The 12,574-nt window shown below is 45.5% G+C and carries 12 protein-coding genes; 9 read left to right on the forward strand and 3 right to left on the reverse strand.

All coding sequences use genetic code 11. The annotated features are described in order from the left end of the window. Nucleotides 1–6 precede the first annotated feature (6 nt). Nucleotides 7–642 (reverse strand): superoxide dismutase, encoded by a 636-nt coding sequence (locus K401_RS0118570; protein WP_024294364.1) that lies wholly within the window; start codon nucleotides 640–642, stop codon nucleotides 7–9. Between the two features lie 224 nt (nucleotides 643–866). On the opposite strand from K401_RS0118570, the gene K401_RS0118575 reads away from it, so the two are divergent. Together K401_RS0118575 and K401_RS0118580 are read left to right on the forward strand one after the other, a co-directional pair. Next, a complete protein-coding gene (locus K401_RS0118575; RefSeq protein WP_024294365.1) occupies nucleotides 867–2,174 on the forward strand; it encodes an O-acetylhomoserine aminocarboxypropyltransferase/cysteine synthase family protein in 1,308 nt (435 codons plus the stop codon). A gap of 85 nt (nucleotides 2,175–2,259) precedes the next feature. Then, complete coding sequence (locus tag K401_RS0118580) at nucleotides 2,260–3,168, forward strand: LysR family transcriptional regulator (protein WP_024294366.1); 909 nt, start codon at nucleotides 2,260–2,262, stop codon at nucleotides 3,166–3,168. A 4-nt stretch (nucleotides 3,169–3,172) separates the two neighbouring features. Here K401_RS0118580 and K401_RS0118585 read toward each other — a convergent pair whose 3' ends face one another. Beyond that, nucleotides 3,173–3,604 carry an RrF2 family transcriptional regulator gene (locus K401_RS0118585; protein ID WP_024294367.1) on the reverse strand — a complete coding sequence of 144 codons (432 nt, stop codon included), beginning with the start codon at nucleotides 3,602–3,604 and terminating at the stop codon, nucleotides 3,173–3,175. Between the two features lie 180 nt (nucleotides 3,605–3,784). On the opposite strand from K401_RS0118585, the gene K401_RS0118590 reads away from it, so the two are divergent. Both K401_RS0118590 and K401_RS0118595 read left to right on the forward strand, forming a co-directional pair. Next, nucleotides 3,785–4,972 (forward strand): trans-sulfuration enzyme family protein, encoded by a 1,188-nt coding sequence (locus K401_RS0118590; protein WP_330362240.1) that lies wholly within the window; start codon nucleotides 3,785–3,787, stop codon nucleotides 4,970–4,972. Beyond that, nucleotides 4,965–6,149, forward strand: coding sequence for a MalY/PatB family protein (locus tag K401_RS0118595; RefSeq protein ID WP_024294369.1), 1,185 nt, complete (start codon nucleotides 4,965–4,967; stop codon nucleotides 6,147–6,149). The genes K401_RS0118590 and K401_RS0118595 overlap by 8 nt, the downstream gene beginning before the upstream one ends. Nucleotides 6,150–6,278: 129 nt before the next feature. Here K401_RS0118595 and K401_RS0118600 read toward each other — a convergent pair whose 3' ends face one another. Continuing rightward, on the reverse strand, nucleotides 6,279–6,872 hold the full coding sequence (locus K401_RS0118600; protein ID WP_024294370.1) for a rubrerythrin family protein: 594 nt from the start codon (nucleotides 6,870–6,872) through the stop codon (nucleotides 6,279–6,281). A gap of 475 nt (nucleotides 6,873–7,347) precedes the next feature. Between K401_RS0118600 and cysK the strand changes: the two genes are divergently transcribed. The 5 genes from cysK to K401_RS0118625 all read left to right on the forward strand — a co-directional run bounded on the left by cysK (nucleotide 7,348) and on the right by K401_RS0118625 (nucleotide 12,572). Beyond that, entirely contained in the window at nucleotides 7,348–8,280 is a 933-nt protein-coding gene (cysK, locus tag K401_RS0118605; RefSeq protein WP_024294371.1) for a cysteine synthase A, read from the forward strand. A gap of 375 nt (nucleotides 8,281–8,655) precedes the next feature. After that, the gene (locus tag K401_RS0118610) at nucleotides 8,656–9,645 is read left to right on the forward strand and encodes a glutathione S-transferase family protein (RefSeq protein ID WP_027352390.1); all 990 of its coding nucleotides are present in this window, start codon (nucleotides 8,656–8,658) and stop codon (nucleotides 9,643–9,645) included. Between the two features lie 42 nt (nucleotides 9,646–9,687). Beyond that, a complete protein-coding gene (locus K401_RS0118615) occupies nucleotides 9,688–10,869 on the forward strand; it encodes an amidohydrolase (protein WP_024294373.1) in 1,182 nt (393 codons plus the stop codon). Beyond that, nucleotides 10,862–11,911 (forward strand): methionine ABC transporter ATP-binding protein, encoded by a 1,050-nt coding sequence (locus K401_RS0118620; RefSeq protein ID WP_024294374.1) that lies wholly within the window; start codon nucleotides 10,862–10,864, stop codon nucleotides 11,909–11,911. The genes K401_RS0118615 and K401_RS0118620 overlap by 8 nt, the downstream gene beginning before the upstream one ends. Further along, nucleotides 11,904–12,572, forward strand: coding sequence for a methionine ABC transporter permease (locus K401_RS0118625; RefSeq protein ID WP_024294375.1), 669 nt, complete (start codon nucleotides 11,904–11,906; stop codon nucleotides 12,570–12,572). The genes K401_RS0118620 and K401_RS0118625 overlap by 8 nt, the downstream gene beginning before the upstream one ends. Nucleotides 12,573–12,574 lie beyond the last annotated feature (2 nt).

A 12,574-nucleotide genomic window follows, 5' to 3' on the forward strand; every position in this document is an offset into this window, starting at 1 on the left:
TCCATATTAAGATTCAGCGTTGATGCACAGCTTGTAACGTTCGTCCGCTGCTTCCCAGCTTACCACGTGGAACCAGTCTTCTATGTATGCGGCCCGGTCATTAAAACGCTTTAAAAAATAGGCATGCTCCCAGACATCGATGCCGGCAATTACGCAAAGACCGTTTGAGATAGGGGAATTCTGATTTGGTGTTGTTACGAAACTTAACGTGCCGTTGGGATCCACAACCAGCCATGCATATCCGGATCCGAATACAGACATGGCGTATCTTTTGAATTCATCAAAAAACTGTTCCACCGTTCCAAAGCTTTCCACGATGGCAGGAAACAATGTTTCGGCCTGGGACCGTGTCATGGAATTGGTCATTCCGGCGAAATAAATGATGTGGTTATAAACCCCGCCTCCATTATTTATGATGCCCTGACGGGCCTCTTCGGGAAGGCTTTCCGGGTTTGAGAGCAGCTCTTCCAAAGTCATGTTTTGCAGCTGAGGATAATCTCTTAGGATCGCGTTAAGGTTTGCTACATACCGCTGCTGAAGTCTGTCGTGATGTAAATACATGGTTTGTGTGTCTATGTAGGGTTCCAGTGCATCGTATGGATACGGCAGAGGCAGGTTTACAAAAGGATAATGTTCATTCATGATTCATGTCCTCGCTATTAATTTGTATATGTATATTCAAAACTTAAAGATATATGATGGATAAGCATGAGCTTGGGAGAAAAATCTATACTGGCTTTGTTATAGGTTTTGCCTATAACCAGGTCATAATAATATCTATTAACACTTATACGGGAAACAAGGTATAATACCAACTAAGAAGAGACGAAGTCAATAATCCGTATAACATTCAGGAGGAAATCCATATGGCCAAGAAGAGAAGATCTGAAAGAAATTTAAGATTTGAAACATTGCAATTACATGTTGGACAGGAGCAGGCGGATCCGGTTACCGATGCGAGAGCAGTTCCCATTTACCAGACCTCCTCCTATGTGTTCCATAACAGTGATCACGCTGCGGCGAGATTCAATTTATCAGACGCAGGCAATATCTATGGAAGGCTGACAAATCCTACCCAGGATGTTTTTGAACGCAGGATCGCAGCCTTAGAGGGCGGAGTGGCAGCCCTGGCAGTGGCCTCCGGTGCAGCCGCCGTTACCTATTCCATTGAAAACATAGCAAAAAACGGGGATCATATCGTAGCAGCCAAGAATATTTACGGCGGCACCTATAACCTGCTGGAGCATACCCTGCCGGAATACGGCATTGAAACCACCTTTGTGGATCCCTTTGATTACGAAGCCTTTGACAAGGCCATACAGGAAAATACAAAGCTGGTATTCATTGAAACCCTGGGCAATCCCAATTCCGATGTGGTTGATGTTGAAAAGCTGGCAGACATAGCCCATGCACATAAAATTCCGTTAATTGTGGACAATACATTTGCAACTCCTTATCTGGTCAGGCCCATTGAATACGGAGCGGACATTGTGGTCCATTCCGCCACCAAGTATATCGGAGGTCATGGAACCGCCATCGGCGGTGTCATCGTTGACAGCGGGAAATTCGATTGGGAGGCCTCAGGAAAATTTTCTCCCCTTACGGAGCCAAATCCAAGCTACCACGGGATCAGCTTTACCAAAGCAGTAGGTCCGGCAGCTTACGTGACCAAAATCCGTGCTATTTTACTCCGGGATACGGGAGCTGCTTTATCTCCCTTCCACGCATTTTTATTCCTTCAGGGACTGGAAACCTTATCCCTCCGGGTTGAGCGGCACGTGGAAAATGCGCTGAAAGTGGCACAGTATTTAAAGAACCATCCCCAGGTGGAGACGGTGCACCATCCTTCTGTTTCTGAAGATCCTGAGCAGCAGGAATTATACGCCAAATATTTCCCTAACGGCGGAGGCTCAATATTTACCTTTGAAATTAAGGGGGATGCCAGAAAGGCAAAGGATTTTATTGATCAGCTGGAATTATTCTCCCTGTTGGCCAACGTAGCGGATGTAAAATCCTTAGTCATTCATCCGGCGTCCACGACCCATTCCCAGATGACGGAAGCAGAATTGGAGGAATCAGGAATCAAGCCCAATACCATCCGGTTATCCATCGGAACCGAACATGGGGCTGATATAATAGAGGATTTAGACGAGGCGTTTGAAGCAGTTAAGTAACCCGCAAGCTTAAGAGATCAGAAACAGGCTGCCATAGGCCCTATGGCAGCCTTTGAGTGCAAAATGCAGAGAAGGGAGAGAAACCATGACATTACAGCAGCTGCGTTATGCCATATGCATTGCAAATCAGAAATCCATGAACAAGGCGGCTGCCGAGCTGTTTATCACACAGCCCAGTTTATCAAGCACCATCCGGGATCTGGAGGAGGAAATCGGCCTTCAGCTGTTCCTGCGCTCAAACCGGGGGATCGTGATCACCCCGGAAGGAGAGGAATTCCTTGGATATGCGAGACAGATGCTGGAGCAGTACCGTCAGATGGAAGAGCGGTTTGTAAAAAAGGAGAAATTTAAAAAGAAATTCAGCGTATCCATGCAGCATTATACTTTTGCTGTCCAGGCCTTTATTCACATGGCGAAGGAATTTGGAATAGATGATTACGAGTTTGCCGTCCATGAAACCAAAACCTATGAAGTCATTGAAAATGTGAGGAACCAGAAAAGCGAATTGGGGATCCTGTACTTAAATGATTTTAACCAGAAAGCCATTGAGAAAATCTTTAATGATAACCAACTGGAATTTGTGGAACTGTTTCAGTGCGGGATCTATGTATTTTTATGGAAGGGCAATCCACTGGCAGAAAAAGAGGTGATCGAATTTGAGGATTTAAAGAATTACCCCTGCCTTTCCTTTGAACAGGGAAACAACAATTCCTTTTATCTGGCAGAGGAAGTGTTCAGCACTTATGAATATAAGCAGATCATAAAAGCAGATGACAGGGCCACCCTTTTAAACCTCATGGTGGGATTAAACGGCTATACCTTGTGCTCCGGAATCATTTGTGAAGATTTAAACGGAAATGAATACAGGGCAATTCCTCTTAATACCGATGATAAAATGAGGATCGGATATATAAAAAAGAGGAAAATGCCCTTAAGTATCCTTGGGGAAAAATATATAACAGAGCTGAAAAAGTATGAAAAACAGGTGCTTTGACGATCTAAATATAATATTCAGGGGAATCCGGACGTCTGTCAAGAATGTCCTGCAGGGTAATGCCGTTTAAGTAGTCAGCAATGACCTCGGACAGTCCCTGCCAGATGGGAAGAGTCATACAGTCCTCCTGTCTGGTACATACGTTGGGATCATTGTCCATGCAGCTGACAGGATTTAAGCTTCCCTCTGAGCTGAGCAGAATATCCCCAATGGTTATTTTGGAAGGATGCCTTGCCAGCTTATAACCTCCCATGTGCCCCCGGTAAGTAGTGAGCAGATTGCTGCGGTTTAAAAAGGGAACGATCTGTTCCAGATATTTTTTTGAAATACTCTGCCTTTCGGAAATATCCTTTAAGGCAATGAAATCATCATTATAATGCTCGGCTAGATCAATCATCATCCGAAGGGAATAACGGCCGCGAGTCGATATTTTCATAGTATACCACCTTACTAAGCAATTTTGTGTATCAATACCTATTTTACCATAGGTTGAATAGGTATTCAACCTGTGAAATAAAAATTCTTTTTCAATAGGAATAAATTATAACAGGCTATTGTTTTTAAGTAATAACGGTTGGAAGCATACCATTGGTATACTTGTGGAAAGAATAAAACCATGATTTCAAAAAAGAGAAAGCGGGGAATGAATATGGAATACGGGATTTCTACAAAGTGTTTATATGGCAATGGGGAAGGTGTTTCCACGGACAAGTCAGGAGCAATCAGCTTTCCCATTTACCAGACAGCCACCTTTGCCCACAAGGGAATCGGAGAGAGTACCGGCTATGATTACAGCCGTTTACAGAACCCGACAAGGGAGCAGTTAGAAAAGGTGGTGGCTTCCCTTGAAAATGGAGTGGATGCCCTGGCTTTTTCCAGCGGAATGGCGGCGATCACGGCTTTGATGGAGCTGTTTCAGCCGGGGGATCATATTATTACTGACTGTGATTTATATGGCGGCAGCATCCGGCTGTTTGATAATATCAGCAAAAAGAACGGGATTCTGATCAGCTCAGTGGACTGTTCCGCCGGAGATTTATCAGAGTTTGAAAGACTTGTAGGGGAAAACACAAAGGCCATATTTATCGAGACTCCAACCAATCCCATGATGAATGTCATAGACATTGAAAGACTGGCAGAGGTGGCGAAAAAGAATCACTTGCTTTTGATCGTTGACAATACCTTTTTGTCCCCTTATTTTCAAAATCCTTTAAAGCTGGGGGCGGATATTGTGGTACACAGCGGGACTAAATACTTAGGCGGACATAATGATACCATTGCAGGCTTTCTGGTCACTTCTTCAGCAAAGATTGCAGAACGGCTGCGGTTTATTATTAAAACAGTAGGCTCCGGCCTGGCTCCCTTTGACAGCTGGCTTATATTAAGAGGAATCAAAACCCTTGCCATCCGCATGGAACGGGGCGAAAAGAACGCCAAGAGGCTTGTGGAATGGCTGTATCAGGAAAAGAAGATCACAAAGGTGTATTACCCCGGACTCCCGGACCATCCCGGATATGAAGTCTGTAAAAAGCAGGCAAGAGGGTTTGGCTGTATGGTCACCTTTGAGGTGGAAACAAAGGAGCTGGCTCACCGGATTTTAAAGGAGGTAAAGCTCATTCACTTTGCGGAAAGCCTGGGCGGGGTGGAAACGCTGATCACTTACCCCATCACCCAGACTCATGCCGATGTGCCAAAAGAGGTTCTTGCTGCCAATGGCGTTACCGACAGAATTTTAAGGCTATCGGTGGGAATTGAAGATGCAGAAGATTTGATAGAGGAATTGGAGCGGATATTTTATGTGTAAGAAAACGATCGATTTTAATGAAATCATTGACCGTAAAAATACAAACAGTATTAAGTATGATTTTGCCCTGCGGAGAGGAAAGCCGGAAAACCTGCTTCCCCTTTGGGTGGCGGATATGGATTTTAAGGTAAGCGAAAAAATTCTGGAAGCCCTTCACGAGAGAGTGGAGCATGGGATCTTCGGCTACAGTGAGGTCCAGGATGAATACTTTGAGGCAGTCCAGGGCTGGCTGGAAAAAAGGCATCATTGGAAGGTGGAAAGCAGATGGCTGGTCAAAACGCCTGGGGTCGTATTCGCCTTAGCCATGGCGGTCCAGGCTTTTACAGATCCAGGAGACGGAGTCATGATCCAGAAGCCTGTGTACTATCCTTTCAGCGAAGTCATTGAAGATAATGACAGGATTATTGTGGACAATACCCTGTATCTTGGAGAAGACGGCAGGTATCATATAGATTTTGAAGATTTTGAACGAAAAGCGGAGCAATATCATATAAAATTATTTTTATTGTGCAATCCCCATAATCCGGTAGGAAGAGTCTGGACCAGAGAAGAACTGGATCGGCTGGGGGAGATCTGCATCCGCAGAGACATCATCGTGGTCAGCGATGAGATCCACCAGGATTTTGTGTTTAAGGGAGAACACCTGGTATTTGCAGACTTAAGCGAAGAGCTGAAAAACAGGACCATTACCTGTACCTCCCCCAGTAAGACCTTTAATCTGGCTGGCTTACAGATTTCCAACATCTTTATTGCCAATCAGCAGTTGAGACGGAGATTTCGCAGACAGGTGGGAGCAGCCGGATACAGCCAGCTTAACACCCTGGGCCTGACCGCATGCGAGGCAGCATACCGCTATGGAGAGGACTGGCATGATCAGCTCATGGAGTACTTAAGGGCGAACATTTCTTATGTGCGGGAGTTTTTAAAGGAAAGAATACCAGCCATTCAATTCATAGAACCGGAAGGCACTTACCTGGTGTGGCTGGATTTCCGGGAGCTGGGATTAACGGAAGGAGAAAGGGAAGACCTGATCGTAAAGAAGGCAGGCCTCTGGCTGGACAGCGGCGCCATGTTCGGTCCGGCAGGAGAGGGATTTGAAAGGATCAACATCGCATGTCCCCGGTCCATTGTGAAACAGGCTATGGAGAGCCTGGAACGGGCCGTAAAGGGGTTGTAAAGAATAGCAGAACAGTTGTTTTGCCAATCACTGTCCTGACTTTGTCTCTGTTATGAAAAACGCCGGAAACCTGCAAAAATATGATGTTTTTGCAGGTTTCCGGCGTTTTTTAGCAGCTTTCAATCCTTTTTATTTTCCAAAGGGTGAGTCTTCCCGGCGGACAAAAAATCCCTGGTTATGGCTGCAGACCGGACAGACCTGAGGAGCCTTGGCACCTTTGTGGACGTGGCCGCAGTTTAAGCAGATATATTCCGTGGGCGTATCGTTTTCAAACAGCTTGTTGTTTTCAACCAGCTGGGCATACTGGGCAAAACGCTGGCTGTGCACCTGCTCAATCTCAGCGATCATATAAAAAGAATTTGCAATATGGGAAAATCCCTCCTCCTTGGCTTTGTCACCAAAGGATTTGTAAATCGTATCATGCTCAGCAGCCTCATGCTTGGCGGAAAGCTGCAAAAGCTCCAGAATGTTATTGGAATTGTCAATTGGATAATCGGCGCTTATGAAGATTTCCTGTCCATGGAACTCTCTTAAGTGGTTATAGAATATTTCAGCATGTTCCTTTTCCTGGCTTCCTGTATAATGGAAAAGCCAGTATAAAACCTGAAGATTCTGGTTCTTTGACTGGGATGCGGCAAATTCATAACGCCGCCAGGCCTGGCATTCTCCTGCAAAAGCTTTTAAAAGGTTCTCTTTTGTCATGCTGTCTTTTAGTGTGACCATTTTTTATTCCTCCTAATTTTGTTTATCATTAGTGTTGCCAGATTTATCCTGATTTATCAGAAAAAAAGGAATAAATGGAAAATCCCCCAGGAAAAGCAGTAATACGGGTACAGGCGTAAAGAGAGGATCGATAAAAAAATTGTAAAAAAGTATTGACACATTTCTTTGAGTGTATTAATATAATTATAACATATAAACCTATTAAACATATAGGTAATGAAAAGAGATGGCCCCTATGAAAAGGAAAAAGATAGTAATGGATCATGAATTTTTTAATAATAGATGTTGTTGTCAGGCTGTATGTATGGATAATAATACGGTTTTGTTGTAATGCTTATTATGATACCTGACAGCTTAGGATATGAGAAGTTTTCATATTACAAGCGGAATAAAGGAGCAGGTGCCGTAATTGGCGGCTGTTCTTTTTTATATTAATCAAACTAATAAATATCATATAAAAACGGAGGTAAAGAATATGGGAACAATTAAAGAAAGTGCAGTGGAGCTCATTGGCGGAACACCTATACTTAAATTAAACAGATACAGTGCAAAGGAAGGAATTGAGGGTGTCACCCTTTTGGCGAAGCTGGAATACTTAAATCCGGCCGGTTCCGTAAAAGACAGGATTGCTCTTGCCATGATCGAGGATGCAGAGGAAAAAGGCATATTAAAGCCTGGAGCAACCATCATTGAACCCACATCAGGAAATACCGGGATCGGTTTGGCAGCTGTTGCGGCAGCCAAGGGCTACAGGACCATTCTTACACTTCCGGATACCATGAGCGTGGAGCGGAGAAACTTATTAAAAGCCTATGGAGCAGAGCTGGAACTGACTGAGGGAGCAAAGGGCATGAAGGGCGCCATTGAAAAAGCCGAGGAGCTGAAAGCCAGCATACCTGGTTCCTTCATTCTTGGACAGTTTGTAAACCCGGCCAATCCAAAAGTGCACAAGGAAACCACCGGTCCTGAGATCTGGGAACAGACAGACGGAGATGTGGATATCTTTGTTGCAGGCGTAGGTACAGGCGGAACCATCACAGGTGTGGGTGAATATTTAAAGGGAAAGAAACCGGATGTCAGAATCGTAGCCGTAGAGCCGGCAAGCAGCCCGGTGCTTTCCGGAGGAAAGCCAGGTCCTCACAAAATCCAGGGAATCGGCGCAGGCTTTGTTCCTGAAGTGCTGGATACCGGAATTTACGATGAAATCATTACCATTGAAAACGAGGAAGCATTTAAGGAAGGAAAGGCATTTGCAGTATCAGAAGGAATTCTGGTAGGGATATCTTCCGGCGCTGCATTAAAGGCAGCAAAACAGCTGGCAGAAAAACCGGAAAACAAGGGAAAAACCATTGTGGTCCTGCTTCCTGACTCCGGTGACCGGTATCTGTCTACTCCCTTATTCTCATGAGGACAATGGGCCTAAGTCAATCAAGCCTGACTTCGCTATAGTATTTCCGTAAATAAAATGACTGGTGGTTTGGAAAACAGCTGGTTATAAGATAATCTTATTGCCAGCTGTATTTTTTATATATTATGCAAAAACCTATAGGAGTGGTAAGATATCAGCATAAAGAAACAGGAATGAAGGGAAAGGAGTCAAAGATGTTTCAGATGGATGGAAAGATGGAGCTAATGTGTTGTTGCTGTAAGTGCTTAAGGAATGGTCTTTTTACTTGTGTCTTAAAACCTGGAACTCCTATGCATGGCGTTAATGCGTAGAGAAGCGGGTGTCAGAGGACATCTGCTTTTTTTGTACTCAAATTTGGGAAAGAAGGAAGAAAATATGGCAATAGAAGAGAAATTCGGAAAGGTAGCCACCACAGAAGATACCCATGAAGTATCGGAAACAGGCGCTTTTGTAAGGCAGGATAATCATTTTATCACGCCCTTTGGACCGGGAGCAGGAGAGCTTCCTGTGGAAGCAGGGAGATACCGGCTCATATGGACGCCTCTTTGCCCATGGGCCACAAGGCAGATCATAGCCCTTAAGCTTTTAGGGCTGGAAGATACGATCAGCGCCGGCAAGGTAAGCCCCGTAAGAACTGACAACGGCTGGGAATTCTCCCTTGATGAGGGCGGTGTTGATCCTGTTCTTAAAATCCGTTATCTTCCGGAGATCTATGCAGCTACTGACCCGGAATATGAAGGAAGGGCAACCGTTCCCACTGTGGTGGATTTAAAAACAGGGAAGGTGGTCAACAACGATTACCACCGTTTGACAAATTACTGGGAAACCGTTTGGAAGCCATTCCACAAGCCGGGAGCGCCGGATTTGTATCCCGAGGACTTAAGGAAGGAAATCGACGAGCTGAATGTGATTTTATTCCACGAGGTAAATAACGGAGTCTACAAGGCAGGTTTTGCCCAGTCCCAGAAAGAATATGAAGCTGCCTATGATGTGCTGTTTCAAAGGCTTGACTGGCTGGAAGAGCGTCTTTCAAAGGGAAGATATTTATTTGGAGACCGGCTCACCGATTCTGATATCCGGTTATACGTGACCCTTGCCAGGTTTGATGTGGCCTACTATTTCAGCCATAAGACAAACAGGAACCGCATTGCGGATTTTGACAATCTGTGGAATTATGCAAAGGATTTGTATACGATTCCGGCATTTAAAGAAGCCACGGATTTTGACGCAATCAAAAGGGGATATCTCCTGGGAAACCATGGACATAACCCATACAACATTCTTCCCCTGGGACCGGATGTTTCCATTTGGGATGAACCGAATAACAGGGACGAAAAATTCGGAAAGAAAAAAGCGGAGTATTGATTGTTGTTTTAAAGGATTAAATTATGAAAGGTTGGACCGTTCATGTCCCATTCTACGTTTTATCACCAGATTACAGAGACGTTTTATTGGTTTCACCAAAACCCTGAGCTCTCTTTTGAAGAATACGAGACAACTCGCCGGATCCGTGAGTTTTTGGAATATCACAAGGTACATATCCTGGACCTGGATTTAAAAACAGGTTTGGCAGCAGAAATCCAAGGCGCAAACAGCGGGCCGGTCATAGCCCTGCGCTGCGATATTGACGCTCTTCCCGTGCAGGAAGAAACCGGATTGCCTTATGCCTCTTCCATAGCGGGAAAAATGCACGCCTGCGGCCACGACTTTCATACCGCAGTGATGCTGTATGTGGCAAAAGAATTGCAGGAGGGGCGGGAGCATTTGCACGGAAGGGTAAAAATCCTGTTTCAGCCTGCAGAGGAATCCTCTGTCGGCGCCCTGGAAGTGATCAAAACAGGAGTGCTTGATGATGTTGACGTGATTTACGGCCTGCATACCGATATCACTCTCCCTGTAGGAACAGTAGGAATTGTATCCGGAAGCATCACCGCCGCTGTTGACAGATTTACGGTTAAGCTTACTGGAAAAGGCACTCATGCGGCTCATCCTCAGGACGGAATTGATCCGGTACTTACCGCCTCACAAATTGTGACCCTTGCCCAAAGCATTGTCAGCCGGAATATTGATCCATTTTCCCAGGGGCTGATCAGCATAACCCGGGTCACTGCAGGAAATACGTGGAATGTGATTCCCCAGACAGCGGAGCTTGAAGGGACCATACGCACCATGGGCAGACATAACCGCCGGCTGATTGAAGAGCGCTTTCGCACCCTGGTTCAGCATGTTGCCCTGTCCCAGGGTGCTGCAGCAGAAATTGACTGGCTTGCAGGGCCGCCTGCTACAAATAACGTCCAAAGCCTTGAACCTGTGGCCGCTGCTGTTGCAAAAGAACAGGGCTTAAAGGTCAAAACACCTTCGCCGTCTCTCGGCGGAGAAGACTTTGCCTTTTACCAGGAAAAAGTCCCAGGCTTTTTCATCCGTATAGGTACGGGAGAGTCCTGCCCCAATCACCACCCGAAGTTTCAGGTTGACACTAACGCATTGGAACCGGCAGTTGATTATTTTGCGGCGCTGGCACAAAAGACTCTTTTAGCCATAAAAAACGGTGAATTGATTCCTGCAAAGGAGGAGAACTCCGATGATTGAAATTCAAAACGTAAGCAAGCGGTTTGATTCTGCATCCGGTGAAGTTGATGCCTTGCGTCAGGTCAGCCTTACGGTTGAAAAGGGTGATATTTTCGGAGTGGTGGGATTCAGCGGGGCAGGCAAATCAACCCTGGTACGGCTGGTAAACTTACTGGAGCGTCCGTCAGAGGGGAGGGTGCTGGTAGATGGCATAGACATCACCACCTTATCCAAACAGGATTTGCGCAAGCTGAGAAAAAACATTGGAATGATTTTTCAGCAGTTTAATCTGCTGCAGTCCAAATCTGTTTTCCAGAATATAGCGGCGCCTCTGGTATTAAACAAAGTGCCAAAAAAAGAAATCGAGAAACGGGTAAATGAGCTTTTGCAGTTTGTTGAGCTTGAAGATAAAATCTATACCAATGTGTCAAGGCTTTCCGGCGGCCAAAAGCAAAGGGTGGGCATAGCCCGGGCCCTTGCCACCAATCCCAGCATCCTGCTTTGTGACGAGGCAACAAGTGCTTTGGATCCAAAGACCACTGACTCGATTTTAGAACTTTTAAAAAAGATAAACAGAGAGCTGAACGTGACCATTCTCCTGATTACCCACGAAATGAACGTCATATGTGATGTTTGCAACAAGGTTGCGGTCATGGATAACGGAAGGGTTCTGGAGCAGGGGACCGTGCTTCAGGTATTCGGCAATCCCCAGCATAAAATTACCAGGAGTTTTGTAAAAACCGTGATTAACGACAGCATACCGGAAAGCCTGGTCAGGGAAATACGGAACGATCAGAGAGAAAACCGGATTTTCCGCCTTCGCTTTCAGGGAAAGACTGCCGGAAAACCGCTGCTTTACCGCATAAGTGCGGAATATCACATGGAAAACAGTATTTTATTTGCCACGGTTTGTGAACTTCAGGGAATCGTGTTCAGCGTCATGATTGTGCAGGTGTTCGGCTCAAGGGAAAAGGTTGATGAGGTGCAGAAGTTTATTGAAGATTCCGGAGTCTATGGGGAAGTCTTGACCTTAACCGGGGAACAGGAGGAGAACAATGATTGAGCAATATTTAGGCATTACCGGAGAGCAGATGGCAATTGCCGCAGGCCAGACCGTTTATATGCTGTTCTGGGGGCTGCTGCTTGGGTCGCTTCTTGGAATTCCTCTTGGCATTTTGCTTACCATTACACGTAAAGGCGGTATTCTGCAGAATAAAGCAGTCTATAACCTGATCAATTATACCATCAACATTGTTCGCTCAGTTCCTTATATCATTCTGCTGGTGGCAATTATGCCTTTAACAAAAATCATAGTCGGTACCCGTATCGGCACTCAGGCCGCCCTGGTTTCCCTGGTGTTTTATATTACACCCTTTCTATCCCGTTTAATAGAAAGCTCCCTGCTTGAGGTTGACAAAGGGATCATCGAAGCAGCAGAAGCGATGGGGGCCGCCCCCGTGCAGGTGATCTGGCACTTCTTATTGCCGGAAGCAATGGGATCCTTAATTTTGTCCCTGACCACCGGTACCATTGGCCTTCTTGGAGCCACTGCCATGGCAGGCGCCATTGGCGGCGGAGGTGTGGGAAATCTGGCATTAACCTATGGTTATCAGCAGTTTAATACCCCCTTGATGATTGCAACCGTAATCGTGCTGATCGTGTTCGTTCAGCTGATTCAGGGGTTTGGAAATTATTTATCAAAACGTGTGAGAACACGTAAATAGAG

Source organism: Lacrimispora indolis DSM 755 (assembly GCF_000526995.1).
GTDB classification, from domain to species: domain Bacteria; phylum Bacillota; class Clostridia; order Lachnospirales; family Lachnospiraceae; genus Lacrimispora; species Lacrimispora indolis.